We start from the raw sequence: 26,179 nt of genomic DNA, 5'->3' as shown, positions 1-26,179 counted from the left end.
CGCGACGCCCGGACACCTCAATATCGTCCCACGGCGGCTAGCGTTGAGAACGATGCCCACCACATTCGCCGATCAGCTGCGCGCGCTCACGGACGAGGCGCTGAGCGCGCTCATCCAGCTGCGCCCCGACCTCGTCGTGCCGCTGCCCGCCGACGTCTCCGCGCTGGCCGTTCGGGCGCAGTCCCGCGGCTCGGTCGCCCGCTGCCTGGACGGGCTGGACGAGTTCACCCTGCGCATCCTCGACGCGGCCCGGCTCGGCCGGTCCCCCACCACCGCCCTGACCTCGGTCGACGCCGTGCTCGAACTGGCCGGCGGGGTCTCCGCCGACGACGTGCGGGCCGCCGTCGACCGGCTCCGGGTGCGCTTCCTGCTGCACGGTCCCGAGGAGGCGCTGGAGGTCACCGGCGCGGTCGACGAGGTCACGTCCCCCTATCCGGCCGGTCTCGGCCGGCCCGCCGACTACCTCGACCCGCAGGCCGCCGCGCTGGTCGCCGACCGGGCCAAGCTGCGCCGCACGGTCCTGGCCGCCCCGCCGGCCGCGCGGGCGGTTCTCGACCGGCTCGCCGCCGGGCCGCCCATCGGCGCGCTCGGCCGCGACTCGATGGCCGAGCCCGTCCGCTGGCTGATCGACCAGCACGTGCTGGTGCCGATCGGCGAGGCCGGCCGGTCGCCGCGTCCCGACGGCGAGCTGGTCGAGCTGCCCCGCGAGGTGGGCATGCTGCTGCGCCGCGAGACCGGCCCGCTCGGCGAGCTGCGCCCGTTCCCGCCGCTGCCCGAGGGCTCCCGCCGCGACCGGAAATCGGTCGACTCGGCCGGGGCCGGGCAGGTGATGGAGGCGGTCCGCAGCACCGAGGCGCTGCTCGACGCGCTCGCGGCCGAGCCCGCGCCGGTCCTGCGCGCCGGCGGCCTCGGCGTCCGCGACCTGCGCCGGCTCTCCCGCTCGGCCGGGCTCGACGAGACGGGCACGGCGCTGCTCATCGAGATCGCGTACGCGGCCGGCCTGCTCGGCGAGGCCGACGCGCACGGCTCCTCCCGCTCGGTGACGGTCAGCCGGGCCGGCGCGCCGGTCGACGAGATCTTCCTGCCCACCGGCGCGTTCGACCTGTGGCGCGCGCTCAGCATTGCCCAGCGCTGGCACACGCTGACCCGCGCCTGGCTCGCGATGACCCGTCAGCCCGGCCTGGTCGGCACCCGCGACGACCGGGACCGCCCGATCAACGCGCTCGCCCCCGAGGCCGAGCGGGCCGGCGCGCCGCAGGCCCGGCGGGAGGCGCTGCTCGTGCTCGCCGACCTCGAGCCGGGCACCGCGGCCGGCGCCGACGAGGTGCTCGAGTTGCTGGCCTGGCAGGCGCCGCGGCGAGCCCGTGGCCGCGAGGCGGCACACCGGGACGCCCTGGGCGGCGCCGCGCTGCTGGGCGTCACCGCACTGGGCGCCCTCACCTCGTACGCCCGCCTGATCTTGGAAGACCAGGACGACGCCGACGAGACCGATCCGCTCGGCGTGCGGGCCTCCGCCGCGCACCAGAGCAGCGACTCGTTGCGGCTGCTGGACGGCCTGCTGCCCGCCCCGGTCGATCACATCCTGGTGCAGGCCGACCTGTCCGTGGTGGTGCCCGGGCCGCCGGAGCCCGAGCTCGCGGCCGAGCTCGACGTGGTGGCCGAACCGGAGTCGGCGGGCGGCGCGAGCGTGTTCCGGGTGACCGCGGCCAGCATCCGGCGGGCGCTCGACGTCGGCTACCCGGCGAGCGAGCTGCACGCGCTGTTCAAGCGCCGCTCGCGCACGCCGGTGCCGCAGACGCTGACCTACATGATCGACGACGCCGCCCGGCGGCACGGCGGCCTGCGCACCGGCTCGGCCGGTTCCTACCTGCGCAGCGACGACGAGGCGCTGATCGCCGAGGTGCTGGCGGACAAGCGGTTCGGCCCGCTGAGCCTGCGCCAGATCGCGCCCACCGTGCTGGTCAGCCCGGCGCAGACGACCCGGTTGCTGACCGCGCTGCGGGACGCGGGCTTCGCGCCGGTCGCCGAGGACGCCGGCGGCGCCGCGGTGCTCTCCCGGCCCAAGGTGCGACGGGCTCCGACGCGTACGTCGCTGGCCGCCCGCCTCTCCGACCAGGCCGGACCCCCCGTCCTCGCCGGACCACGTCTCGCCGGGGTGGTCGAGCAGATCCGCAAGGGTGACATCGCCACCCGGGCCGCCCGCCGCGCCCCGGTCACCGTGCGCGCCGCCAACGGGCACGGCGTGACCGGTCTCACGTCGGTGCAGCGGCACGGCGAGGCGATGGCGGTGCTGCAACAGGCCGTACGGGAAAAGGCCCGGGTCTGGGTGGGTTATGTCGATTCGCACGGCGCCACGCTGTCGAGGCTGGTGCGCCCGGTGTCGCTGAGCGCCGGGTACCTGCGGGCCGAGGACGAGCGCACGGAGACGCTGCACACCTTCGCCCTGCACCGGATCACCGCGGCGGTGCCCGAGCAGGAGGAGTGACGGGGTCAGGTCGCACGCCCCCGAAGCCATCGCGCGACCTGATCCCGCATATCAATAAACGCGGGGATCGGCGGCGAGGTTGCACCGTGGCAAACTGGAGGGTCGGCTTTCGCGTAAGAGAGGGACTTCGGTGAGCGGCGGACCACTGATCGTGCAGTCGGACAAAACACTCCTACTCGAGGTCGACCACCCGGACGCGAAGGCCTGCCGCATGGCCATCGCGCCCTTCGCCGAGCTCGAGCGGTCGCCCGAGCACGTGCACACCTACCGGCTGACCCCGCTCGGGCTGTGGAACGCGCGGGCCGCCGGGCACGACGCCGAGGGCGTGGTCGACTCGCTGATCCGCTTCTCGCGCTACCCGGTGCCCAACGCGCTGCTGGTCGACGTCGCCGAGACGATGGACCGGTACGGCCGTCTCCAGTTGCTGAACGACCCGGTGCACGGCCTCGTGCTCCGCGGCCTCGACAAGATCGTCCTGATCGAGGTGGCGAAGTCCAAGAAGCTGGCCGGCATGCTCGGCGCCCGGGTCGACGACGAGACGATCGTGGTGCACCCGTCCGAGCGCGGCCGGCTCAAGCAGGCGCTGCTCAAGCTGGGCTGGCCGGCGGAAGACCTGGCCGGCTACGTCGACGGCGAGGCGCACGAGATCGACCTGGCCGAGGATGGATGGCACCTCCGGTCGTACCAGCAGGAGGCGGTGGACGGCTTCTGGGCCGGCGGCTCCGGCGTCGTGGTGCTGCCCTGTGGCGCCGGAAAGACGCTGGTCGGCGCCGCCGCGATGGCGACGGCCAAGGCGACCACGCTGATCCTGGTCACCAACACGGTGGCCGGCCGGCAGTGGAAGCGCGAGCTGATCGCCCGCACGTCGCTCACCGAGGAGGAGATCGGCGAGTACTCGGGCGAGCGGAAGGAGATCCGCCCGGTCACCATCGCGACCTACCAGGTGCTCACCGCCCGCCGCGGCGGCGCGTTCACCCACCTCGACCTGTTCGGCGCCCGCGACTGGGGCCTGGTGATCTACGACGAGGTGCACCTGCTGCCCGCGCCGATCTTCCGGTTCACCGCCGACCTGCAGGCCCGCCGCCGGCTCGGCCTCACCGCCACGCTGGTGCGCGAGGACGGCCGGGAGGGCGACGTCTTCTCGCTGATCGGGCCCAAGCGCTACGACGCGCCCTGGAAGGACATCGAGGCCCAGGGGTGGATCGCGCCGGCCGAGTGCGTCGAGGTGCGGGTCACCCTCACCGAGGCGGAGCGGATGACGTACGCGGTGACCGACGCCGAGGAGCGCTACCGGGTGGCCGCCACGGCCCGCACCAAGCTGCCGGTCGTCAAGGCGCTGGTCGACCGGCACCCGGGCGAGCAGATCCTGGTCATCGGCGCCTACATCGACCAGCTGCACGAGCTCGGCGAGTTCCTGCAGGCGCCGATCCTGCAGGGCGCGACGACGAACAAGGAGCGGGAGAGGCTGTTCGACGCCTTCCGGGACGGCTCGCTGAAGACGCTGGTCATCTCGAAGGTCGGCAACTTCTCGATCGACCTGCCCGAGGCGGCGGTCGCGATCCAGGTGTCCGGCACGTTCGGCTCGCGGCAGGAGGAGGCGCAGCGGCTCGGCCGGGTGCTGCGGCCGAAGGCGGACGGGCGGCAGGCGCACTTCTACACCGTGGTCTCGCGCGACACGATCGACACCGAGTACGCGGCCCATCGCCAGCGATTCCTGGCCGAGCAGGGGTACGCGTACACGATCGTCGACGCCGATGACGTGCTCGGCCCGCCGCTCCCCCAGATCGACTAGAGATTCGGCGCGAGGTTTCAGCGCGACGAGAACGTCGGGATCGGTGCCGGGGCCGTCGTCATCGGCTCCGGCCCGCTCGATCGGGCCCAGAAGAACGAGAACGCGCACAGCCCCAGGACCACGACCAGCAGCAGCCCGCTCACCCCGAGGACCACCGGCCAGACCCAGGCCGGACGCCGGCGCGGCGGCGGCTCGGGACGGGTGCCCGCCTCCTCGTGCGCGGCCGCCGCCACCACCTCGGGGCTGCCGAGCCGCTCGAGCACCTCGATCAGCTCGCCCTCGGTCGACAGGTCGCGCTCGGCCCGCTCGCTCGCGATGTGCGCGGCCAGGTCGGCCAGCAGCTCGCGGCGCTGGAGCACGGGCATCCCGGCCAGGCGCAGGTCAACCTCGTGCAGATATTCCGCGACGACGTCGGTGCTCTTGGTCTTCATGCGGCCTCACCGGTTCCCACGAGACGGTCGACGGTCTGTCGAAACGAAACCCACTCGGTGCGGAAGTGCTCGAGCGCGGACCGCCCGCCGGCGGTCAGCCCGTAATACCGCCGGGGCGGCCCCGACGGCGACTCCGCCCACTTGCTGTCCAGCCAGCCCACCCGGCGCAACCGGGAGAGCAGCGGGTAGATCGTGCCCTCGCTCGCGGCCAGGCCGGGCTCGTCGCCGAGGCGGCGAACGATCTCGGTGCCGTAGCGATCCTCTTGCTCGACCATGGCGAGCACACAGAACTCGAGCGTCCCGCGGCGCAGGCTGGTCGCCAGTTGCCCGACATCTGCCATGCCTCACACGGTACCTTGCGACGCAAGGTACGCCAACCCCCGCGCCAGACCCACCCCCAGCGCCGCTCCCACGGTGTTGTGCGCGACGTCGATCGCGTCCCCGCCCCGGCCGATGACGGCCTGCCAGGCCTCGAGCAGAAAGCTGAGCCCCGCGCAGGAGGCGACGACCACCCACGGCCGGCGCCACAGCAGCGTCGCGAGCAGGCCGAGCGGCAGGAACAGGGCGATGTTGCAGAGCCGTTCGACGTTGCCCGCGAAGCCGCCGAAGACGTACCCGGGATGGCCGAACTGATCGAGATAGGGCCGCACGTCCGCGACCCCGAAATGGAACAGCTGCGTGGTGGCGGTCGCGGCCAGGATCGCGCCGAGCGTCACCACGAACAGCACCCCGGTCGCCCCGCGGCGCCGACCGAGCGGCCAGGCCAGCAGCAGCGTCAGCCCGAGCACCGCCAGGGTCGCCGGCCGGGTGGCGACGATCCAGGCGATGCGCGTGTCGACCACGCGGCGGCTACCGCTTCCAGGTCCGGGCGGTGGTGTAGACCACGTTGCCGGCCCGGTCGTACGCCCGCAGCTGCATTTTGATCGTCTTGCCGTATTTCGCGGTCTTGATCGAGAAGGCGTAACCGGCCTTGACGTCCCGGGCCACGAGCTTGCCGTTGATCAGGAGCTCGACCCGGCTGACGCCGTTGCGGTCCGACGCCGACGCGGTCACCGTCACCGTGCCCTTGACCTTGGCCTTGTTCTTCGGCGCCTTGATGATCTTCAGGGTCGGGCGGGTGTTGTCGACGGTCACGTAGCGCGTGTACGTCGTCTCGTTGTAGACCTTGTCCGCCACGTGCCACCGGATGGCCTTGAGGCCGTCCTTCCCGGCCGGAACCCAGCCGCTGTACGGCGCGGAGGTGCGGTAGCTGTACGCGTTGTCCAGCCAGACCGCGCCGATCCCGGAGACGTCGTCGGTCGCCCGCAGCGTGGTGCCGATCCGCGAGCCGCGCACCAGGGCGCCGGAGGCGGGCGTCACCGCGACGACGACCGGTGCCTTGGCGTCCACGCGGAAGGTCATCGGGGTGGTCTTCTCGTTGCCGAGCACGTCCCAGGCGCGGACCTCGGCGGCGACCGTCCGGCTCGTCCGGCCGAAGTCGTAGCCGAAGGAGGTGCCGGTCGCCCGCAGCGCCCCGTCCGCCCAGAACTCGACGCGCGCCACCTTGGACTGATCCTTCAGGCTCAGGTAGAGACCGGTCACCCCGCCGGGCAGGACGTTGCCCTCGCCGCGGGACGTCCAGACCGGCGTCTGCAGGGTGGGACCGTCGTTGTCCGGGTGGTAGCGCTGGTCGTACGTCGCGAAGTTGCCGGCCTGGTCGGTCATCGTGACGAACAGATAACCGCTGACCTTGGTCGAGTCGAACGTCATGGTCCAGGGCGCCGAGGTGAGCCGGGCCAGCACCGGTCCGTACGGGGTGTCGGTCACCACGATCTCGGCGACGTCGTCGGGCACGGCGAAGGTGACGGTGACGAGGCCGGTGACGATCGCGCCGTTCGCCGGCGTGATCGGGACGGCGTAGGGCGGCGTCAGGTCGACGCGCACCCGGGTCGTCGCCTCGGCGCTGCCGCCGGCCGCGTCCCGGACCCGCACGGTGACGTCGACGTCGGTGTCCTCCTCGGCCGCCAGGAAGCGCAGGCGCAGACCGTTCGCCAGCGCGATGGCCGGGGTCACGGTCGTCACCCGGTCGCCGATCAGCACGTCGACCGCGGCGACGTCGCCGGTCCAGACCGGATGCACGCCCAGCCGGGTGCCGACCCGCTGCCCGGTGGTCAGACCGGTCGAGACCAGGGCGAGCGAATCCGGTTCGGCGGCCGAAGCCGGCAACGCGCCGGGCACCATCAACGAAACCGCCACCGCCGCCGTCGCGGCCCACCTGTTGCGCATGCGCGAACAATAGGGGGATCAATCGATGGGCAGCATCGGCCCCGCGGTCAGAAGATCGGCAAGCAGATCGCCGTGCTTCTCGATGCGGTCGAGCACCTCGCCCGCCCGGTAGTGCTTCGGCTCGGTCCGACCGGTGGCGACAGCCTCGACCTCGTCCCAGGTCAGCGGCGTCGACACGGTCGGGAACTCCTGCGCCCGCAGCGAATACGGCGTGACCGTCGTCTTGGCCGCCGCGTTCTGGCTCCAGTCGATGAAGATCTTTCCCGGCCGCACGGCCTTCGCCATCTTGGCGGTGATCGAGGCGGGCACCATCGCCGCGAGCTCTTCGGCGACCTTTTTCGCGTACGCCGAAGCCGTCTCCGCCGATTGGGTTCCCGAGATCGGGCAGCACAGTTGCATGCCCTTCTTCCCGGACGTCTTCGGATAGGCCGCCACCCCGTCCTCGGCGAGCCGGTCCCGCATCAGCGCCGCCACCGCGCTGCACTCCTTGAGGCCGGCCGGCGCGCCGGGATCGAGGTCGACGACGAGCAGGTCCGGATCGCGGCCGACCCGCCACTGTGGGGTGTGCAGCTCGAGCGCCGCGAGGTTGGCCAGCCAGACCAGGGTCGGCAGGTCGTCCACCACCACGAAATCGATCGTCTCCCGGCTCTTGGTGGACCCGGGCACGGGCAGCGTCTCCAGGCGGACCCAGTCGGGCGTACCACCGGGCTTGTTCTTCTCGAAGAAGTGCGCGCCCTCGACGCCGTTGGGATAGCGGATGCGGGTGACGGCCCGGTCGGCCAGGTGCGGCAGGATCACCGGCGCCACCCGGGTGTAGTAGTCGATGACCTCGCCCTTGGTGAAGCCCGCGGCCGGGAACATCAGCTTGTCGAGGTTGGAGAGCTCGAGATCGCGCCCGCCGATCGAGACGAGGAACCGGTCAGCTGCCATCCTCGTCGTCCTCCTCGGCGCACTCCTGCGGCGTCTTGTCGTCGCGCACCCGCAGGAAGCGCGGGAAGCGCAAGCGCCCGTCCGGCGTCCGGTTGCCGTAGCGGACCTCGACCACCAGCTCGGGGTCCACCCAGTGGGCGCCCTTGGCATCCTCTCGCGGAACCACGCCGGGCGCGAACGGTGAATCTCGCCGGGCCAGCGGTTCGAGCCGGGCGAGCAGCTCTCTCTCGGCCACCGCCCCGATCCCGCCGCCGACCCGGCCGCGGAACGCCAGCCCGTCCTCGCCGGGCACCCCGACCAGCAGGCCGCCGAGCTTGCGCGCGCCCGAACGCCACCCGCCGATCACGTAGTCGCCGGTGCGGTCGAACTTCACCTTGACCCAGTCGGGCGAGCGCGAGCCGGGCAGATAGATCGAGTCGCTGCGCTTGGCGACGACGCCCTCGAGGCTGTTCTCCCGGGCCGCGGACTCGGTGGCGGCGCCGTCGCCGAACGACGGCGGGACCATCCAGCGCATGCCGGCGAGCTCGAGCTCCTCGAGCCGCTCCCGGCGGGCCAGATAGGGCAGGCCGGTGAGGTCCATGCCCTCGTGGAAGAGCAGATCGAAGATCATGTACGTCACCGGCGCCGTCACCGCCAGCCGGGCGGCCCGGTTCGGGTCGCGCACGTGCATGCGCTCGGCCAGCGCGGTGAACGACGGCCGCCCCTTCGCGTCGAGCACCACCATCTCGCCGTCGAGCAGCGTGCCCTCGGGCAGATGCAGGTCGGCGATCTCCGGGTAGGCGGCAGTGACCAGCGCACCGGAGCGCGCGAACAGCTCGGGTGGACCGCCGGCGAACAGGGCGAGAACGCGTACCCCGTCCCACTTGAACTCGTAGCTCCAGCCCGGCCCGACCGGCAGCGCGCCCGCGGTGGCGAGCATCGGAGAGAGCGGCGCACCAGGCACCTGATCACCTTAGGCAAGGTCGAAGACCTTACGCAGGCGTCTCAGTAATGTAATCCTGAAGCCATGCGCGCGATCTGGAAAGGCGCGGTTTCGTTCGGCCTGGTGTCGATCGCCGTGAAGCTGTACTCCGCGACCGAGGAAAAGGACATCCGGTTCCACCAGGTGCATCGCACCGACGGCGGCCGGATCAAATACCAGCGCACCTGCTCGATCGACGGCGAGGTCGTCACCTACGACGACATCGCCAAGGGCTACGACATCGGCGGCGGCGAGATGGTGATCCTCACCGACGAGGACTTCGCCGATCTGCCGCTGACCACGTCCCGGGCGATCGACGTGCTGGAGTTCGTCCCGGCCGAGCAGATCGACCCGATCCTGTTCGCGAAGGCGTATTACCTCGAGCCCGAGGGACAGGCGGCCAAGCCGTACGTGCTGCTCCGCGACGCCCTGCAGGACGCCGACCGGGTGGCGATCGTCAAGATCGCCCTGCGTCAGCGCGAGCAGCTGGCCACGCTGCGGGTGCATGAGGGCGTGCTCGTGCTCAACACCATGCTCTGGCCCGACGAGGTGCGCACGCCGGAGTTCGGCTTCCTCGACGAGGACATCGAGACGCGGCCGGCCGAGCTCGCGATGGCGTCGTCGCTGATCGACTCGATGGCGGGCAGCTTCAAGGCCGACGAGTTCACCGACAACTACCGGGCCGCCCTCCAGGAGGTCATCGACGCCAAGGTCGAGGGGCGCGAGATCGTGCAGCCGGAGGAGGCCGAGGAGGCGCCGGCCGCCGCGGTCGACCTGATGGCGGCGCTCAAGGCGTCGGTCGAGCGGGCCAAGAAGGCGCGGGGTGAGGAAGCCGCCCCTCCGGCCAAGAAGGCCGCGCCCGCCAAGAAAACCGCGGCCAAGAAGGTCGCGCCCGCCAAGAAGGCGGCCAAGAAGTCGGCCTGACTAGAGTTGCCCCGTGGCGTTGACGTGGGCTGAGTCTTATCTGGGCAGGGTGCGGGCGAGCGTCGGTGATACCGACACGATCCTCTTCGTCGGGGCGCGGGGCGTGGTCATGGACGACCAGAACCGGCTGCTGCTGATCCAGCGCTCCGACAACCATCGCTGGGCGATCCCGGCCGGTGCGATGGAGCTCGGCGAGAGCATGGAGGAGTGCGCGATCCGCGAGGTGTGGGAGGAGACGGGCCTGCGGGCGACGTCGCTGACCCCGTTCGCGTTCTACAGCGCGTACACGTACACGAACGACTACGGGCACACGTACCAGCAGATCCTGATGAGCTTCCGCATCCACACCTGGGAGGGTGAGCTGCTGCGGCAGACGGACGAATCGGTCGACGCCGGATTCTTCCCGCTCGACGAGCTGCCCGGGCCGAAGTCGTTCGTCCTCGAGGAAACCCTTAACGATCTTGCGTCGTACGAGGCCACGGGACGTCTCGTGCTGAAATGAGGTGGCCGCCGCCACGGTCCGCGACTTAGAGTCACGGTTCGTGAGCAAGCGCCTCGGTCTCGACCTGAGCCCGTTACGAACTTCCCGTGACTACCGACTCGTCTTCACCGGCGGCGCGGTCACGGCGTTCGGCTCGTTCATCAGCTACGTCACCATCCCGTACCAGGTCGCCAAGCTCACCGAAGACCCGCTGATGGTCGGCCTGCTCGGCGTCTGCGAGCTGGTCCCGCTGCTGATCATGGCGTTCGTGGGCGGCGCGCTCGCCGACTACGTCGACCGCCGGTTGCTGGTCCGCGGCGGCGAGTTCGCGATGGCCGGCCTGAGCGGCATCCTGCTGCTCAACGCGCTGTCCGACCGCCCGCACCTGTGGCTGCTCTACGTGATCGCCGCCCTCACCGCGTGCGTCGACGGCCTGCAACGTCCGGCCCTCGAGGCGATGGTCCCGCGTCTGGTCGAGCCCGAGCAGCTGCCGGCCGTGATGGCGTTGCAGTCGCTCAGCATGCAGATCGCCCAGCTCGGCGGCCCCGCCCTGGCCGGACTGCTCATCTCGGCGATCGACCTGGCCTGGGTGTACGCGTTCGACCTGCTCACCTTCGCCGTGTCGCTGACCTGCCTGACGCTCGTCCGGGCGGTGCCGCCCCCGCCCGAGGCCGACCGGCCGTCGATCCGGTCGGTGGTCATCGGCCTGCGGTACGCCAAGTCCCGCCCCGAGCTGCTCGGCACCTACCTGGTCGACATCAACGCGATGTTCTTCGGCATGCCGACCGCCCTCTACCCGTTCCTGGCCACGCAACTGGGCGGCCCACGCATCCTCGGCCTGCTCTACGCCGCGCCCTCGGTCGGCTCGCTGATCGCCACCTTCACCTCGGGCTGGACCGCGCGAGCCCATCGGCACGGCCTGTTGGTGCTGGTCGCGGGCGCCCTCTGGGGCCTCGGCATCGTCGGCGTGGGCCTGTCGCACACCCTGTGGCTGACGCTCTTCTGTCTCGCCTTCGCCGGCGGGGCCGACATGATCTCGGGGATCTTCCGGTCCATCGTCTGGAGCCAGACCATCCCCGACCACCTGCGCGGCCGCCTCGCCGGCATCGAGATGCTCTCCTACACGACCGGCCCGCTCCTGGGCCAGCTCCGCTCCGGCCTGATGGCCCGCACCCGCCTCGGCGTGGGCGGCTCGATCTGGGTGGGCGGCGTCCTGTGCATGGCCGGCTCGGTCGTGCTGGCCGCCGCCCTCCCCCAGTTCCTGCGGTACGACGGCAAGGACGGCCCGGCCCGCAAGAAGGCGGCCGACGAGGCCTGGCTGGCCGCGTCTAGCTCGAAGTCGACGGCGCCGGCCCCTTCGGCTTGAGGGCGTTCTCGACCGCGGCGATCGTGGCCGCGTCGACGGCGCCGGTCGGCTCCACCTTCAGCTCGGTCTGGAACGCCTTGAGCGCCTCGGTCAGCTCCGGCGTCCACACCCCGTCGACCGGCCCCGGCCAGTGGCCGGCCAGCTTCAGCGTCTGCTGCACGGCGGCGGTCTGCGCCCCCGTCTCCTGCCCCTTGGCCGCCAGCTCGGCCCGCAGCGCCGCGTCGGTGGCCTTGTCCACGGTCCCGGTGACCGGCAGGCCGTTCTTCTTCTGGAGGGCCTCGACGGCGTCGACCGTGGCCGGCCCGTAGACGCCGTCGATCTCGTTCTCGTAGTAGCCGGCCTCGGCCAGCGACTTCTGGATGGCCAGCGTGTAGTCGCGGGCGGCCCGCTGCTGGCTCTCGTCCAGGCACCCGCCCTCGTCCAGCACCCGCACCCAGGCCATCTCGAGGGCCACGGCGGCGGCGTTGAACCGCTCGGACGCCTGGCGGATCGGGGTCTGCGCGGAGATGCCTTGCTGGGCCGCGGTGAAGTCGGCGTCGGCCTGCTTGACCCGGTCGATGGTGGCCGGCGCGATCGAGGGCCCGGCGCTCGGGCTCGTCTCGATCTTGGCTACCTTGCCCTTGGCCTTCTCGACGTCCTCGGCGGCGGCGATCACGTCGTCGCGGGGCTTGGCGAGATCGGCGCCGGCCTCGGTGACGTCGCCGACCGTCGGGGCGGTCTGGGTGAGCAGGTCACCGTAACGATCCAGAGCTTTGACGTACGCCGCGGCGCTGTCGCAGAATTCGCCGACCTGTTTCGCCAGGTCCGCTCGGGCCTCGTCGGCATTGTCATTGTCCCCGCCGCCGCATCCGGACAGCGCCAGGACAAGTGCCGTCCCGCCCGCGCCCAGCCACCGCGCTCGTGCCGCATTCACGGCAACAGCGTGCGGTGACCAGCGCCCCCGGGGAATCACCCCGGCCGGATGAAGGAGTCAGTAACCGCGGTTTTGCGTCGCGGCTTTGGCAAAGGCGGGCATGCGGCCGTTGGCCAGTTCGCCGCCGAACCACAAGCCGAATCCGGAGATGGCCAGGGCCAGCAATTCGATGAGCAGAAGTCCGACGCCGGCGGCCCGGTCGTGCGCGCCGACCCGCACCATGAGAATGACGGCGAAGAGGAACAGCACGCCCATGTTCACCAGGACGCGCAGCACGCCGACCCGTTTCGCGGTCGGGCGGCGCACGAAGCCGACGTCGATCACGCCGGCCACCAGGGCGAGGAAACCACCGGCCAGGCCGGCCACGATGTTCCAGTAGGCGAGCGCCCCGAGCATGCCGGGGCCGCCCGACAGGTTCGCGACGTCGAAGATCACAGCCATCGTGAACAGTCCCAAAGGGAACATCACGAGGACGGGCTGCACCGCTTGTCCCGCGATGCTGAGGCGGCTCTCCATCCGGTCATCGCCCTTCCTACCTGCGTAAATCGTAGGTTCGTCGTGGCTTCCGTGTGAGGCCTACCCGGTGCATACGTCAATGAAACGCCGCAGAAGGGCGGTAGTGACGCATGCTACCCACCAGTACTCAGCTTGTACGCAATCTGCAACATGGCAGATTGAGTTGTAGCGGATTGCCGGGTGGCGTGTTCTACTAAAAGAACAAGGCGGAGTTGAAGGGGAGACACCGCAACGGCACCCGGCGGCAACCGGGTGCCGTTGTCGCCTCTGAGCTCCGTATGAGCGAGGCGGGGAATTCTCTCTGCGCCAATGGTGGCTCGCACATCCCTGTTCTCGCAAGGAGTACGGGGAGGGAGTTCGCCATGCGTATTTACTACCGTGGGCCCGCAGCCGTCGTGACCAGCGAACTCTTCGTCCGGCGCGGTTCGCCGCCCGGTCGTTTCGCGATTCGCGACCTGCGCGAGGTCGGAATCGCCGGCGCCGAACACGAAGGCGTGGAGCTGACCACCGTCGTTCCCTTTGCCGCCGCGGCCGTCCTGGTCGCGGCGGCGGTCATCTCGGCCGCCGGCGGCGTGCTGATCGGCGTCTCACTCGGCGCCGTGGCTCTGGCCGTCTGCCTGGCCTGCATGGTCATCGATCAGCACCGTCCACGCCGCTGGGAGCTGCGCGCGATGTACCGCGACCAGCAGGTGACGCTGTTTTCCTCGTCCGACGAGCGGATCTTCCACCAGGTCAGCCGGGCCCTGCGGCGGGCCATCGAGGAGTCCCGCCCACTAGGTGGAGTCGCCGCGGCATGACGGCACCGTGCCATTCTGCCGCGGCGTCAAGGCCCTGAGCTGGGATAACGGAGATCAATTCAGAGTAGCTTGTGCGCAATCTGCGATATGGCAGGTTGAACGGTAGCGAGCAGACTTGTGGCCATGCTGTACTCGATACAGACAGTCCGGAGGGCGGATTTTCGAGGGGAGAGTCACAACGGCGTCTGGCGGCAACCAGGCGCCGTTTCTCTCTCTTCGGCCATGCGAGAGGGGAACCGGAAGTGCGCACGTATTACCGCGGTCCCGACGCCGTCATCACCGACACCCATTTCGTCTGGCAGACCCCGGTGGTCCAGATCTTCGCGATCGACGACCTCGATGACGTACGGCTGGAGCGCACCGTCGATGCCGGACCGTCCGGCCTGGAATTCGTTCTCGGAATCGGCCTGCTCGCCCTCACCGTCGTCGCCGGCCTCCAATTCGGCCTCAAGGGCGCCGCGCCGCTGGCCGTCGCCCTGGTCGCGGTCTCGGTGTACGCGCTGCGGCGGCGCGGACGGCACGCCTGGGAGATCCGGGCGCGCTACCGGGCGCAGGACGTCATCATCTACACCTCGCCCGACCCGCGGGTCTTCAACCAGGTCACGCGGGCGCTGCGACGCACCATGGAACGGCGGGCCTACCGCCTGGTCGCCGGCTGAAATGGCGGCGCCGGCGTCCCCCGAACTGACGTACGCCGATTTCCCTCCCGGGTCGGCGCTGAGTAGGCTGCTGCGCGATTTCGCTTCCTGCGCGCTGGCTATCAGCGACGTCGCAGGTACCGCGCGATCCCCGTCGCCGGACTTTGAAGGACCTCATGGCCGAGGGTAAGTCGCTCACTGATGCGCGACGCGGCGTAGTCGCCGTCGGCCGCGCGCGCCACCGTCTGGGCGACGCCTCGCGCAATGTGCCAGATAGCAGGTTGAAGGGTGGCCCCCAGACTTGTGGCCATGCTGTACTCGACAGTGCGGGCAAGAACATAGCGGCACCCGGCGGCAACCGGGTGTCGCTTTTTCTGTTTCCGGCCCGGTGCGGCGACGTCACCCGCAGGAGTGCACCCGGCAGCGCCCACGGACCGGCGCCCGATGATGAGCGAAGCCCGCCGACCCCGCCCGGAACCGCTCCGACCAGGCACGACACCGGAGCGATGGCGACGTCCCGGCGATCACGTCGAGATATCGCGTGGTGACTCATCTCATTTGGGCAAACACCGAGTATGGGCTTCGTCGTTTTGATAAGACAGTGGATAGCATGATGCCACCTCGCCGCCCGCGTGGTGGCTGACTGCGACGTAGCACTTTGGCGCTTCACGACATCGAGGGACTGACGAGAGACAGTGGCCGAGGACGTCTCGCCGACGATCGCGCGACGTCGCGTACGCATCGCGCTGCGCGAGGCACGCGAGGCTGCCGGTTTCACGCAGTCCGACGTCGCCGAGGCGATGGAGTGGAGCCTCAGCAAGGTCATTCGGATCGAGAACGGCGACGTCAGCATCGCGCCGAACGATCTGAAGCCGCTGTTGACCTACCTCAATATCAAGGACCGCGCGACCGTCGCCGATCTGGTGAATCTGGCAAAGGTCGCCCGCACCCGGCAACGCGGCGAGTGGTACCAGAAGCCGGGTCTCCGAGAGCACATGACGCCCGCCATGCTCCGGCTGGTCGAGTACGAGGCCGAGGCCGTGGAGATCCGTTATTACCAGGTCTTCCACATGCCCGGCCCGCTCCAGGTGCCGGCATATACCCGGGCCAATCTCGAAATCTTCAGTGACGGCGACATCGACACGTCCGCCCGCCGGGCCCGTGCGGAGGCTCGCCGGCTGCGCCGAGAGACGCTGCTTTCCCGCCTGGGCAACGGGTTGACCGTCTACGCGCTGTTCGACGAGTCGGTGTTCCGCCGCACGCTCGGCGTTCCCGAAGTTGTGCTCGAGCAATTGCGCGAATTGAAAGACTTGGCCACCGCCGGGAAGATTAAAATACGGATGATTCCGTTCGACTTCAATCGGGCGGTCACCAATAACGCCACGTTCGACCTCCTCACCCTCAGATCCGGCGAGGCCGAAGAGCGCAGCGAAGTGCTGTATCGGGAGACCGGATTGCAGGACGAGATCGTGGAGGATCCATCAGTACGCCGGCATCGCGATCGGTTCGACAAAACGTGGAACGATGCGGCCACCGAGGAAGACACAATCAACTTCGTAGGTGACCGGATAAAAGACCTGGAAGCGCAGATCCGCAACAGGAAAGACCCGTAACCCCAAACCCGAACCCCGCAGCACCGGTTCGGGCTGCGGGTACTTGTGTGTGGAGAGCTGACAATGAAGTCCAACTCGGTCAACTGGCGTAAGAGCAGCCGGTGCGGCAGCAGCGCCTGTGTCGAGGTCGCCAAGGTCGACAACGGCTACCTCGTGCGTGATTCCAAGAACCCAGATAGCGCTCCGCTGACGTTCACCCCGGAGGAGTGGGTCGCCTTCGTCGAGGGCGTTCAGCAGGGCGAGTTCAGCTTTTAGCCGAGTGTTGTGGAGGCCCTGCCCGGCGCACACCGCCAGTAGGGCCCCCGCCATGATCCCCGAACATGCGACAAAGTTCGCTTAACGGGCGTAAACGCCGGTGACATAACTGCGTTTCGGGGATGAATCGAGCATTAGGTCGGGTTTCACTCATCTCAGCTCCTGCGGGGACTTCCGTCGCTCCCTTACCGTGGAGGACGGAACCGTCTGGAGGTGCGCAAATTGATCAAGCCGGCGGAACACGTGCAGTGGCGGCGGTCCTCGCGCTGCGGGTCGAATGCCTGCGTCGAGATCGCCACGGTGGACGGCAACTTTTTCGTACGCGATGCCAAGGACCCCGATGGAGCGGTCCTCTCCTTCTCCGCCGCCGAATGGGCGGCGTTCTTGTCGGCCTTGAAGGCCGGCCAGTTCGACCTCTGAGAGCCGAACGGCGTTCGCGCGACCTGATCTCGATCGACGCGGCCTGATTTCGTTCGACGCGGCTGATTTCGATCGATCAGCGCGCAACCGGGTGCGGCCGGCACCGGGTTGCGTCGCGACGCCATGGATGTGGAAGGTCAGGTTCACCGATGACCACCCATGAAGCCGCGACCTGGCGGAAGAGCAGCTTCTGCAGCACCAACGCGTGTGTCGAGGTCGGGCGGACCGTCGACGGCGTGCTCGTGCGCGACCCGCGAAACGCCGGAGTCGCGCCGCTGGTGTTCACCTCCGAGGAGTGGCAGGCGTTCCTGGAGGGCGTCAAAGCGGGCGAATTCGACTAGTTAACGACCGTTCACCATTCGCCAACCTCTCTCGTAGCGGAGGCCGAACCGGGTCGACCGGGGCATACTGGCGCTCGTGACGGCCCAACCGCACGCACCCGGCACCGCGCGCTTCGCGGTGTTGCACGACGCGGCCGAGACCCTGCTCGACGACCTCAACGAGCGCTACATCGTCGAGCGGCGGGAGACGAAAGAGCTGCTGGGGCCCGAGGACGCCCTGGTGCGGATGGTGCGGCTCATTCCGCGTACGCCCGCGGCCGGTCCGCTGGCCGTGGCCTTCACCGACTTCCCCGGTTTGATGGTCCGCCTCGGTCGCTGGTGGGCCGAGGTGCTCCCGGCCTGCGGATGCGACGCCTGCGGCGAGGAGCCGGCCGAGCTGGTCGGCGTCCTGCGAACCCAGGTGGGCGCCCTGATCGAGGGCGGCCTCTGGGAGCGGGTACGACGCGGCGTCGGCGGCTCATGGTTCGAGACCCGCCTGATCGGCGTCGGCTTGAGCGCCCGCCGCGAGGGCCCGCTGGCCAGCCGCGATGCCCGAGACGCCCGGCGAGGCGGCTTCGCGGCCGCCGTGCAGTGGGCACCCTGGCCGCGGCGGTCCTGACCGCTCCACCTTCTCGCGTCTCCCCGCCGCATTGCCGCCTCGCGCACCGTCGCTTCGCGCAGACCGCCGCCGGCACCCGTGTCACCGTCGCCGATCGCCGCCGCGCAAGCGACAACGCGGCATCACGCCGGGCCTCAGCGGCCGCCGAGCAAAGACACCGCCGCGTGGATGCCGGGACGGTGGATCACGCTGGCCATCGCCAGCTCGCCTCGACAGAACTGCTCGAAGGCGCGCCAGCCGATCGGGGTTGCCATCGCGGCGTGCACCAGCAGCGGGCGCCGGCTGAAGACGGACAGCAGGCGGCGACCGGCGATCATCTCGGGGACGAGCTCGGCCCGGATCCGGCGCTCGTAGGCGGCCAGGTCACCGGCGGCGGCCGCGGCCCCGGCCCACGAGCCGGAGCGCAGGGCGTAGCTGATTCCCTCGCGGGTCCACGGCTCGAGCAGGCCGGCCGCGTCGCCCGTCACGATCACGCGGTCGCGGCGCAGCGGCGCGTCGGGGCGGCGGCAGCGGGTCAGGTGCCCCGAGTCGCGTACCACCGGGCGGTCGGCCAGACCCAGCCGCGCGACGAAATCGCGCAGATATTGCTTCGTCTCGGCGCCGTGGCCCTTGGTCATGATCACGCCGACCGTGAGCTCGTCGTCCTTCGGGAAAACCCAGCCGTACGAGCCGGGGACCGGGCCCCAGTCGAGCAGAACACGCCCTCGCCACGTCGCGCGATCGTCCGGCGTTGCCGACAGCTCCACCTCGAGGCCCAGGTCCTGCTGATCAAACGTGACGCCGACGTGGCGCGAGCTGATGCCGGCCGAGCCGTCGGCGCCGATCACCGTGGACGCGATGATCTCCTCGCCGTCGGCCAGCGTGACAGTGGCGGTCTCGGGCGACGACGAGATCGAGCGCACCTGACAGTTCTGCCGGACCGTGGCGCCGGCCTTGAGCGCCGCCTCGTACCAGGCGTGGTCGAAGTCGTCGCGGCGGACCATGGTCAGCAGCGGGCGCCGATCACGGGAGTGCCGGGTGAAGGTGCGCCGGCCGCCCTGGCTGAAGGTGATCGCGTCGATCGTGTCGCGGCCGGGGACGGTCTCGAGGCGGGGCTCGGCGATCGCCAGCGAGGTGCCGATCAGGCCACCGCCGCACGTCTTGTAGCGCGGATGAGTCGCGCGCTCGAGGACGATCGTGCGAGCGCCGGCGGTTGCCGCGGCGTGGGCGGCGGCGAGCCCGGCGGGGCCGGCCCCGATCACGGCGACATCCCAGGGCGGCTCAGCGATCACGAGCCGAGAGTCTAAACCCGAGACTTGTGTACGGGCGTACATATCCCCGGTACGCTAGGCACATGGAGATTCGGACCGTCTCGATCGCCCGGTCGACGGTGACTGTCGGCCACAACGCGGTGTCACGCGGCGTGGCCACGGTGAAGTCGTGACGGCCGTGCCGGCGGCCCGCTCGCCGCGGCGTTACGACCCCGAGCGCAAGAGCCGGATCGTGGACGCGGCCATCGGGGTGGTCGCGAACTACGGCGTCACGGGCACGACCATGCGCCGGATCGCGGCCGCCGCCGACGTGCCACTGGGCTCGCTCACCTATCACTTCGAAGGACTCGACGACCTGCTCGGGCAGGCCTTTCAGCGACATGCCGAACAGATGTCCCCGCTCTATGAGGCGCATTTCGAGGGCGTACGGGATGAGCAAGGTTTTGTTGACGCGGTGACCGACCTGATCCACGGCGATGCCGGAGCCGATCAACGGGACTGGTTCATCGCGTACGAGCTATATCTCGCCGCGCTGCGTAATCCCGCGCTCCGCAGCGTGACCGAGTCCTGGATGCGCCGGTCACGCACCGTGCTGGAGCGATATGTCGATCCGGTGACCGCACGCGGGGTCGACGCGCTCATCGAGGGCTTGGTCATGCACATGACGCTGTCCACGGCGACGTTCGAGCGCGCCGACACCCGAGCGATCGTGAGCCGCATGGTGGGGTGCTCGTGAGCGCGGTGACCACCGTCGCGGCGCCGGTCCGGAGCGCAACCCGGGCGGTGTACGCGGCCTTCATCCTCATGGGCTTCGCGGGCGCGAGCTGGGCCGCCCGCATCCCGCAGGTCCGCGACCAGCTGCATCTGACGCCTTCGCGGCTCGGCCTCGTGCTGCTCGCGATCGCCCTCGGCTCGATCGTGTCGCTGGTGGCGGCCGGGCAGATCGTGGCCCATTTCGGCTCCCGGCGCACCGTCACCGCGATGGCCGCGCTGCTCGGCGTCTCGCTGTCGGCGGCCGCGATCGGCTACCGGTTCGGGGTGCTGCCGGTGGTGGTGGCGTTGTTCTTCTACGGCTTCGCGAACGGCGCCTGGGACGTCGCCATGAACGTGCAGGCCGCGATCGTCGAGCGTCGCCTGGGCCGGGCGATCATGCCGCGCTTCCACGCCGGCTACAGCGTCGGCACGGTCGCCGGCGCGCTGGCCGGGGCCGCGGCGGTGGCGCTGCACGTCTCGGTCACGGTCCACCTGGCGGTCGCCGCGATCCTCGTGGCGATCGTCGTGATGATGTCGGTGCAGGCGTTCGTTCCCGACGACTCGGCGGCGGCCGAGGCCGACCTGCCGGTGCCGATCGAGCCGGCGCACGCCGCTCCGCCGGCCAGCCGGCTGCGCCGCACGCTGGACACCTGGCGCGAGCCGCGCACGGTGCTGATCGGCGTGTTCGTGCTGGCCTTCGCGTTCACCGAGGGCGCCGGCATCGACTGGATCAGCGTCGCGATGATCGACGGCTACGGCGTGCCGGCCACGGTCGGCACGCTGGCGTTCGCGGTGTTCCTGGCCGCGATGACGCTGGGCCGCTGGTTCGGGCCGGGCTGGCTCGACCGTTACGGCCGGGTGCCGGTGGTCCGGGTCCTGGCCGGGGTGAGCCTGGTCGGCCTGGCCTTGTTTGTCTTCGGCGCGGCGCCGGCGGTGGCGTTCGCGGGCGTGCTGCTGTGGGGCTTCGGCGCGTCGCTGGGCTTCCCGGTCGGCATGAGCGCGGCCGCCGACGATCCCGCACACGCCGCGCCGCGGGTCAGCGTGGTGGCCACGATCGGCTATTGCGCGTTCCTGGGCGGACCGCCGTTGGTCGGCTTCCTCGGCGACCACGTGACGGTGCTGAGGGGCCTGCTGGCGGTCGCCGGCGTCCTGGTCGTGGCCATCGCCCTGGCCGGCGCGGTGAAGCCGCTGAGCCCCGAGGCCGGGTGATTGGTCGCGCTCCCCGTGGTGCCGGCCCGGCCTTGCCCCGTGGTGCCGGCCCGGCCTTGCCCCGCGCTCCCGGCTCGCCGCTCCCGGTCCAGCCGCCCCCCGCCCTTCGCGTCAGCCCGGCGCCCCAAGCGCGGCCCGGCTTAGTTTCCCGCGCCCGGCCCGCTCCCCCGACGGTGCGCTCAGCCGCGGTGCCGCTCAGCCGCGCCAGAGGGTGAGCATCATGGCCTCTACGGCGATGTCGGGCTTCACGTTCTGGTCGATGGCGTCGCGGCAGGCCAGGACGGCCTCGAGGCGGCGGAGGGTGCTCTCGGCGCTCCACTTGCCGGCGGCGGCCTCGGACTGGGCGGCCACGTCGGTGTGGACGACCGAGACCGGCGCCCGCAGCTTGGTTATCAGCACGTCGCGGTAGAAGCCGGCCAGGTCGACCAGGGCGCGGTCGAGCGCGTCCCGCTTCGATCGGGTGGCCCGGGAACGCTGCCGTTTCTCGAGGTCTTTGATCTGGCCGGCGGCGCCGCGCATGGCGCCGGCCGCGCCCCGGCCCGTGCCGCCCGCGCCGAGGGCCTGCTCGAGGGCCGCGCGCTCGGCGGCATCGGTCTCGGCGATCGCCTCGGCCGCCTCGGCCTCGGCCGACTTGATCAGGGCGGAGGCGGCGTCGTAGCAGGCGCCGACGCCGGTGAGGCGCCGGGGAACGGCCAGGACGGCCTCGCGGCGCCCCCGGGCCTCGGAGTCGCCGGCCAGCCGTTTCGCCCGGCCGACGTGGCCCTGGGCGGCCGCGGCAGCCCACGCCGCCACGTCGGGGGCGACGCCGTCACGGCGGGTCAGGACCTCGGCGACGGCCGTGGCCGGGGGCTGGCGCAGGGCGACGACTCGGCAGCGCGAGCGGATGGTCACCGAGATGTCGTCGGGGTGCGTCGACGGCGCGCAGAGCAGGAAGACCGTGCGGGGCGGCGGCTCCTCGATCGCCTTGAGCAGCGCGTTGCCCGCCTGCTCGGTGAGGCGGTCGGCGTCCTCGATCACGACGACCTGCCAGCGGCCGCCGGAAGGGGCGCTGGCCGCCCGCAGGACGAGCGCCCGCATCTCGTTGACGCCGATCGAGAGGCCCTCGGGGACGACGAAGCGCACGTCGGCGTGAGTGCGGCCGAGCGCGGTGTGGCAGCCGTGGCACTCGCCGCAGCCGATGCCGCCGCGCTCGCACTCGAGGGCGGCGGCGAAGGCCCGGGCCGCGACCGACCGGCCCGACCCCGGGGGGCCGGTGAAGATCCAGGCGTGCGTCATCGCGCCGGCGGCCACCTGCTCGCCGGCCACGACCCGGGCGGCGGCCCCGGCGGCGCGGCGCAGCGTCTCGACCGGCTCGTCCTGACCCACCAGGTCTGCGAAGACGTCACTCACGCCCGGAATGGTATTGCGCGGGTCCGACAGTTCCGAACTTCGCGGCCGGTTATCCACAGAGGACAACCGGCCGTAGCGAAGGAGTCACGCTTCCGGGTACGGTCTTGGTCCCGGAAAGCGACTAGGCGCTGACGCAAGGTGAGGAGCCTGGGCCATGGCGCGCGAGATCGACGAGGCGTGGATCGACGAGGCAATCGATCGATACCGACGTCTCGATCAGCTGCGCGGCGAGTTCGACAAGGCCGTCGCGTCGCATTCCGTGTCGGTGCACTCACCGGACGATTCGATCGAGGTGGTGGTCACGGCCGCTGGAGAGATCACGGACGTACGCATATCGGGTTCGCTGCAACATCGCAGCACGGACGAGTTCGCCCGTGAGATCCAGTCGGTGGTGACCGGCGCCGCGGAAGCGGCCCGATGGGCTCGGGCCAAGCTGCACGGCGAGATCTTCGGAAAGCTGCACCCGCTGAAAGAGGACTGAGATGGATCACATCGCCGACCGCCTCGATCGGGCGGCCGACACGCTGGCCACCGTCGACCGGCGGATGCCGGCGCTGACCGTCACCGCGACCGCGTTCGGCGCCGACGACGCCGGCGTGCCCGGCCGCCTCGGGCGGGCGCTGCATGCCCGCTGGCAGGCGGTCATCGACGCGCGCGCCCGCGAGGCGGCCGGCCTGGCGACGCGGCTCACCGAGACCGCGACGTCGGTGCGGGCAACGGCCCGCGACTATTCGGCGACCGACGACGCCGTCCGCCGGCGGCTCGAGCGGGAGTTGTGATGGACCGGCTCGACGAGGTGCTCGCGATCGCGCTGCCGTCACTTCGGCGGCGGCTGGAGCGGGAGTTGTGATGGACCGGCTCGACGAGGTGCTGTCATCGCTTCGGCGGCGGCTGGAGCGGGAGTTGTGATGGACCGGCTCGACGAGGTGCTGTCATCGCTTCGGCGGCTGGAGCGGGTGCTGTGATGGACCGGCTCGACGAGGTGCTCACGGTCGCGCTGCCGTTGCTTCGGCTGGTCGACGACCTGCTCGGCAGCGAGGGGGCGCCGCCCGAGCACGAGGTCTGGGGTCAGTTGCGGCGGGTGCGGCTCCTGCCCGGCGAGGCGGCGCTGGCGGTCGCGGCCCTGCGGCCTACGGCCTTCGACGACGCGGTGCCGGCGCTGCGGGCCGACGCGCGGGCGTGTGCCGAGGTGGCGTCGGGACTGCCGCCGCCGGGTGATTGGAGCGGCGAGGCTTCGGAGGCGTACGCGGAGATGCGCACCCGGGTGGCCGACCGCCTGAGCGGCGACGGGGAAAGCCTGGACGAGCGCCTGGAAGCGTCGGCCGACCTGGCCCAGGCGCTGATCGACTGGATGGCGCAGGCCCGGGCCGGCCTGGCGACGGCGCTGGCCGAGGTGCTGGCCTCGAGCGAGGCGCTGACCCTGGCGGCGGGCTCCGACGGGCGGGCCGCCGCCGAGGTTGCGACCCACGTGCTGCGTGCGGTCGCCGAGGCCTACGCCGATGCCGCCGACCTGCTGGAGGGCTCGGCCGACCTCGAGGTGGCGATCCCGATGTGACCCCGGACGCGGGCGCGGCGCCGAATTCGGGTCTGCTGCCGAATACGACGCCGCGTCCTCCTGCACCCCCCGCAGGTGATGCCTACTCAACGCCATCGATCGACCGTTGTCGCGGTCCGGGCCGCGGTTAGAGACGCTCGGCGGACGAGGAAAGCACGACCGTCGAGGGCGTTCCGACGCTCGGTTCATAGACGAGTGTCCATTCGGATGACCTCGTTGCGGAACCGGCTACCCGGGGCGCGTCGCCGCTCACGGCGGCCCCGAACGTCGCTCACTGCGAAGGGCGGAGGCGCCCGTTCGGAGCCGCGGGCCTGGCGCTCCCGAGCAAGAACCGCAGGGGCCGGTGCTTGCGAGCGGGAGCGGCGGCCCGGCGCTTGCGAGCGGGAACGACGCCGGCCCGGCACTCACGAGCGGGAGCGGCGGCGGCGCATGCCGAGCAGCACGGCGGCCACGCCGGCGACCAGGAGCGTCGCGCCGGCGAGGGCCAGGCCGCTCACCTGCGGACCGGTGATCGGGAGGCCGGCGGCCTCGCCGCCCGCGGCGCCGCCGGTGGGGGCGGACTCGGGGGCTACCGCGGCGGCCTCGAGCAGGCCGACCGAGACGGTGAGCGACTGGCTGCTGCCGTAGCCGGACTTGGTGCGGCCGTCGGACTTGCTGCCATCGGACTGGCTGCCTCCGTCGGACTTGCCGGCGTCGGACTTGCCGCTGCCGTCGGACTTGCCGCTGCCGTCGGACTTGCCGCTGCCGTATCCGGACTTGCTGCCGTCGGACTTGCTGGCGTCGGCGCTGCCGCTGCCGTCGGACTTGCTGCCGTAGCCGGACTGGCCGCCGTCGGACTTGCTGCCGTAGCCGGACTCGCTGCCGTCGGACTTGCGGCCCTCGGCTACCGACACCTTCAGCGCGGTGGCTCGGGCTGCTATCGCGTGGCCCTTGCGCGCCTCGCGTACGCCGCCCAGCTCGATGCGCAAGCGGGTGCCGTCGGGGGGCGTGGTGGCCGACTCGGGGGTCGGTGCGGCCACCGTGGGCAGGCCGGCTACGTGCGGCAGGGGCAGCGGACGGCTCGAGTGCAGGCCCCGCATGCCCATGGCGTCCAGCACGCCCTCGGTCGGCTGCTTGCCGGGGGTCAGGGTGACGTCGACGTGGTCGCCGGCGGTGGTCAGGCGCTTTGTGGCTATGCCGTCGCCGGAGACCTCGATCAGCGCCGGCTGGTAGTGCACGTCGCCGCCCTCGGTGGTCGACATGGTCGCGGACAGGGACGGCGCCTGCAGCACGCGCAACCGCACCCGGCCGCCGGCCAGCTCTATGCGACCGGTCGTGATCGTGGCCGTCGCCACCGTACGGGCGCCGTCGCCTTGTCCTTTCAATGCCGTTGTGCTCAGGCTCGATGCCTTCGCCGGCATGCGGACCAGTGCCGTCTTCGTGCCACCGAGGATGCTCGCGCCGTTCACCGCGGCCTCGGCGCGCGAGGCCTCGCCGGCGACCTCCCCGCAGGCCATTCCGGCGTCCCAGCGGGCGTGGCCGGAAACGTCGCCGGCGCCGAGCTTGAGCGGTCCGACCCGGCCGGCCGAAGTGGTGCGGGTCGCCGGCTTGGCGTGCGTCGGCGGGGCCACCTGCAGGACCTGCTTCGTCCACGAGGGCTTGCCGTCGGCCTCACCGTCGAGAATGCGGGCCACGGCGGCCGACTTGACCGAGGCGGTGCCGATCAGCGCCGTACGGGCCTCGCCGACACCCACCTCGCCGAGGCTCGCCCGGTCGTCGTCCTCGGCCATCGCGCCCCCGCCACCCTGGCCACCGGTGTCCTCCCCGGACTCACCGACGGGGAAGACGTCGGACTGCGGGAGGAACGAGTCGCTCGGGAAGATCTGGTGCAGGATCGCGACCCCGGTCTCGCCGATGGACTCGCTGGGGCTGTCGCTGTCCTCGCCGTTGTCCTCGGTGGGATCGAAGGCCCCTTCGTCGGCGCCGAGAGTCCGTGCGACCGGCGCCCGCTCCTTGGCCACCGGCCGTTCCTCGCCGCCGGCGCCGCCCCGCACCTCCAGCCGTTCGATGCGGAACAGTTCGGCGCCGGACTGCGCCGCGTAGTTCTCGGCCCGTTCGCAAGGCGCGGGCGCGGCGAAAGCGGGCAGTGGCGCGGCGACCGAACCGGCGAATCCGAGTGCTACGACACTGGCGGCCAGCGACCTGGCGGGCTTCATGGCAGTTCCCTCCCGAAGTGTTCCGCAATGGGGCGGCTCTACGGGTCTGCCCAACGAAGGTCGATCTGGGCGGTTGCGTCATATCTATGCGACAACCCCCGC

28 protein-coding genes are annotated in these 26,179 nt (G+C 71.1%); 17 read left to right on the top strand and 11 right to left on the bottom strand.

Annotated elements, in window-relative coordinates:
* The first annotated feature begins 52 nt into the window (after positions 1-52).
* Positions 53-2,485, top strand: coding sequence for a helicase-associated domain-containing protein (locus tag ACZ6TB_RS34785; protein WP_465561783.1), 2,433 nt, complete (start codon positions 53-55; stop codon positions 2,483-2,485).
* A 130-nt stretch (positions 2,486-2,615) separates the two neighbouring features.
* On the top strand, positions 2,616-4,277 hold the full coding sequence (locus ACZ6TB_RS34780; protein WP_465561782.1) for a DNA repair helicase XPB: 1,662 nt from the start codon (positions 2,616-2,618) through the stop codon (positions 4,275-4,277).
* A gap of 17 nt (positions 4,278-4,294) precedes the next feature.
* Here the strand turns inward: ACZ6TB_RS34780 and ACZ6TB_RS34775 are convergent, their stop codons facing one another.
* The 6 genes from ACZ6TB_RS34775 to ligD (ACZ6TB_RS34750) are packed head-to-tail and all read right to left on the bottom strand — an operon-like array spanning position 4,295 to position 8,846.
* Entirely contained in the window at positions 4,295-4,708 is a 414-nt protein-coding gene (locus ACZ6TB_RS34775) for an HAAS signaling domain-containing protein (protein WP_465561780.1), read from the bottom strand.
* Positions 4,705-5,049, bottom strand: coding sequence for a PadR family transcriptional regulator (locus ACZ6TB_RS34770; RefSeq protein WP_465561778.1), 345 nt, complete (start codon positions 5,047-5,049; stop codon positions 4,705-4,707). Before ACZ6TB_RS34770 ends, ACZ6TB_RS34775 begins: the two co-directional genes overlap by 4 nt.
* A gap of 3 nt (positions 5,050-5,052) precedes the next feature.
* Positions 5,053-5,550 carry a VanZ family protein gene (locus ACZ6TB_RS34765; RefSeq protein ID WP_465561777.1) on the bottom strand — a complete coding sequence of 166 codons (498 nt, stop codon included), beginning with the start codon at positions 5,548-5,550 and terminating at the stop codon, positions 5,053-5,055.
* Between the two features lie 7 nt (positions 5,551-5,557).
* A complete protein-coding gene (locus ACZ6TB_RS34760) occupies positions 5,558-6,973 on the bottom strand; it encodes an Ig-like domain-containing protein (RefSeq protein WP_465561775.1) in 1,416 nt (471 codons plus the stop codon).
* 18 nt (positions 6,974-6,991) lie between these two features.
* Positions 6,992-7,903: a non-homologous end-joining DNA ligase gene (ligD, locus tag ACZ6TB_RS34755; RefSeq protein WP_465561774.1), complete on the bottom strand. Its 912-nt coding sequence runs from the start codon at positions 7,901-7,903 to the stop codon at positions 6,992-6,994.
* Positions 7,893-8,846 (bottom strand): non-homologous end-joining DNA ligase, encoded by a 954-nt coding sequence (gene ligD / locus ACZ6TB_RS34750; protein ID WP_465561772.1) that lies wholly within the window; start codon positions 8,844-8,846, stop codon positions 7,893-7,895. Before ligD (ACZ6TB_RS34750) ends, ligD (ACZ6TB_RS34755) begins: the two co-directional genes overlap by 11 nt.
* Positions 8,847-8,909: 63 nt before the next feature.
* Between ligD (ACZ6TB_RS34750) and ku the strand changes: the two genes are divergently transcribed.
* Genes ku through ACZ6TB_RS34735 form a run of 3 tightly spaced genes read left to right on the top strand, consistent with a single transcriptional unit; the run spans position 8,910 to position 11,635 of the window.
* Complete coding sequence (gene ku, locus ACZ6TB_RS34745; protein ID WP_465561770.1) at positions 8,910-9,788, top strand: non-homologous end joining protein Ku; 879 nt, start codon at positions 8,910-8,912, stop codon at positions 9,786-9,788.
* A gap of 13 nt (positions 9,789-9,801) precedes the next feature.
* Positions 9,802-10,290, top strand: a complete 489-nt coding sequence (locus tag ACZ6TB_RS34740; protein ID WP_465561768.1) for an NUDIX domain-containing protein — start codon at positions 9,802-9,804, stop codon at positions 10,288-10,290.
* Positions 10,291-10,330: 40 nt separating this feature from the next.
* A complete protein-coding gene (locus tag ACZ6TB_RS34735) occupies positions 10,331-11,635 on the top strand; it encodes an MFS transporter (RefSeq protein WP_465561766.1) in 1,305 nt (434 codons plus the stop codon).
* Here the strand turns inward: ACZ6TB_RS34735 and ACZ6TB_RS34730 are convergent.
* Entirely contained in the window at positions 11,598-12,548 is a 951-nt protein-coding gene (locus ACZ6TB_RS34730) for a peptidoglycan-binding domain-containing protein (RefSeq protein WP_465561764.1), read from the bottom strand. The genes ACZ6TB_RS34735 and ACZ6TB_RS34730 overlap by 38 nt on opposite strands.
* Before the next feature lie 57 nt (positions 12,549-12,605).
* Complete coding sequence (locus ACZ6TB_RS34725) at positions 12,606-13,064, bottom strand: DUF2231 domain-containing protein (protein WP_465561762.1); 459 nt, start codon at positions 13,062-13,064, stop codon at positions 12,606-12,608.
* A gap of 362 nt (positions 13,065-13,426) precedes the next feature.
* Here ACZ6TB_RS34725 and ACZ6TB_RS34720 point away from each other — a divergent pair, with 362 nt between their 5' ends.
* The 7 genes from ACZ6TB_RS34720 to ACZ6TB_RS34690 all read left to right on the top strand — a co-directional run bounded on the left by ACZ6TB_RS34720 (position 13,427) and on the right by ACZ6TB_RS34690 (position 17,726).
* Positions 13,427-13,861: a DUF6232 family protein gene (locus ACZ6TB_RS34720; RefSeq protein ID WP_465561760.1), complete on the top strand. Its 435-nt coding sequence runs from the start codon at positions 13,427-13,429 to the stop codon at positions 13,859-13,861.
* Positions 13,862-14,103: 242 nt separating this feature from the next.
* A complete protein-coding gene (locus ACZ6TB_RS34715) occupies positions 14,104-14,520 on the top strand; it encodes a DUF6232 family protein (RefSeq protein ID WP_465561758.1) in 417 nt (138 codons plus the stop codon).
* A 674-nt stretch (positions 14,521-15,194) separates the two neighbouring features.
* Positions 15,195-16,112, top strand: a complete 918-nt coding sequence (locus ACZ6TB_RS34710; protein ID WP_465561756.1) for a helix-turn-helix domain-containing protein — start codon at positions 15,195-15,197, stop codon at positions 16,110-16,112.
* A gap of 63 nt (positions 16,113-16,175) precedes the next feature.
* Positions 16,176-16,367 carry a DUF397 domain-containing protein gene (locus ACZ6TB_RS34705; protein ID WP_465561754.1) on the top strand — a complete coding sequence of 64 codons (192 nt, stop codon included), beginning with the start codon at positions 16,176-16,178 and terminating at the stop codon, positions 16,365-16,367.
* A gap of 213 nt (positions 16,368-16,580) precedes the next feature.
* The gene (locus tag ACZ6TB_RS34700) at positions 16,581-16,787 is read left to right on the top strand and encodes a DUF397 domain-containing protein (RefSeq protein WP_465561752.1); all 207 of its coding nucleotides are present in this window, start codon (positions 16,581-16,583) and stop codon (positions 16,785-16,787) included.
* 149 nt (positions 16,788-16,936) lie between these two features.
* Entirely contained in the window at positions 16,937-17,128 is a 192-nt protein-coding gene (locus tag ACZ6TB_RS34695) for a DUF397 domain-containing protein (RefSeq protein ID WP_465561751.1), read from the top strand.
* 76 nt (positions 17,129-17,204) lie between these two features.
* Complete coding sequence (locus ACZ6TB_RS34690; RefSeq protein ID WP_465561749.1) at positions 17,205-17,726, top strand: DUF6226 family protein; 522 nt, start codon at positions 17,205-17,207, stop codon at positions 17,724-17,726.
* A 134-nt stretch (positions 17,727-17,860) separates the two neighbouring features.
* Here the strand turns inward: ACZ6TB_RS34690 and ACZ6TB_RS34685 are convergent, their stop codons facing one another.
* Positions 17,861-19,039, bottom strand: coding sequence for a geranylgeranyl reductase family protein (locus tag ACZ6TB_RS34685; RefSeq protein WP_465561748.1), 1,179 nt, complete (start codon positions 19,037-19,039; stop codon positions 17,861-17,863).
* 106 nt (positions 19,040-19,145) lie between these two features.
* Here ACZ6TB_RS34685 and ACZ6TB_RS34680 point away from each other — a divergent pair, with 106 nt between their 5' ends.
* Positions 19,146-19,712 (top strand): TetR/AcrR family transcriptional regulator, encoded by a 567-nt coding sequence (locus tag ACZ6TB_RS34680; protein ID WP_465561746.1) that lies wholly within the window; start codon positions 19,146-19,148, stop codon positions 19,710-19,712.
* On the top strand, positions 19,709-20,938 hold the full coding sequence (locus ACZ6TB_RS34675) for an MFS transporter (protein ID WP_465561744.1): 1,230 nt from the start codon (positions 19,709-19,711) through the stop codon (positions 20,936-20,938). Before ACZ6TB_RS34680 ends, ACZ6TB_RS34675 begins: the two co-directional genes overlap by 4 nt.
* Positions 20,939-21,133: 195 nt before the next feature.
* Here the strand turns inward: ACZ6TB_RS34675 and ACZ6TB_RS34670 are convergent, their stop codons facing one another.
* On the bottom strand, positions 21,134-22,327 hold the full coding sequence (locus tag ACZ6TB_RS34670) for a DNA polymerase III subunit delta' (RefSeq protein ID WP_465561742.1): 1,194 nt from the start codon (positions 22,325-22,327) through the stop codon (positions 21,134-21,136).
* 154 nt (positions 22,328-22,481) lie between these two features.
* Between ACZ6TB_RS34670 and ACZ6TB_RS34665 the strand changes: the two genes are divergently transcribed.
* The 3 genes from ACZ6TB_RS34665 (at position 22,482) to ACZ6TB_RS34655 (ending at position 23,882) form a co-directional block, all read left to right on the top strand.
* Positions 22,482-22,808 (top strand): YbaB/EbfC family nucleoid-associated protein, encoded by a 327-nt coding sequence (locus tag ACZ6TB_RS34665; protein WP_465561740.1) that lies wholly within the window; start codon positions 22,482-22,484, stop codon positions 22,806-22,808.
* Position 22,809: 1 nt separating this feature from the next.
* Positions 22,810-23,106 (top strand): hypothetical protein, encoded by a 297-nt coding sequence (locus tag ACZ6TB_RS34660; protein WP_465561739.1) that lies wholly within the window; start codon positions 22,810-22,812, stop codon positions 23,104-23,106.
* A gap of 185 nt (positions 23,107-23,291) precedes the next feature.
* Positions 23,292-23,882 (top strand): hypothetical protein, encoded by a 591-nt coding sequence (locus ACZ6TB_RS34655; RefSeq protein WP_465561737.1) that lies wholly within the window; start codon positions 23,292-23,294, stop codon positions 23,880-23,882.
* A gap of 404 nt (positions 23,883-24,286) precedes the next feature.
* Here ACZ6TB_RS34655 and ACZ6TB_RS34650 read toward each other — a convergent pair whose 3' ends face one another.
* On the bottom strand, positions 24,287-26,077 hold the full coding sequence (locus tag ACZ6TB_RS34650) for a hypothetical protein (RefSeq protein WP_465561735.1): 1,791 nt from the start codon (positions 26,075-26,077) through the stop codon (positions 24,287-24,289).
* Positions 26,078-26,179 lie beyond the last annotated feature (102 nt).

This window comes from Actinoplanes sp. NPDC051537 (genome assembly GCF_055586105.1).
The sequence above is the reverse complement of the archived record's forward strand: the minus strand, read 5'-3'. Positions and strand labels throughout refer to the sequence as shown.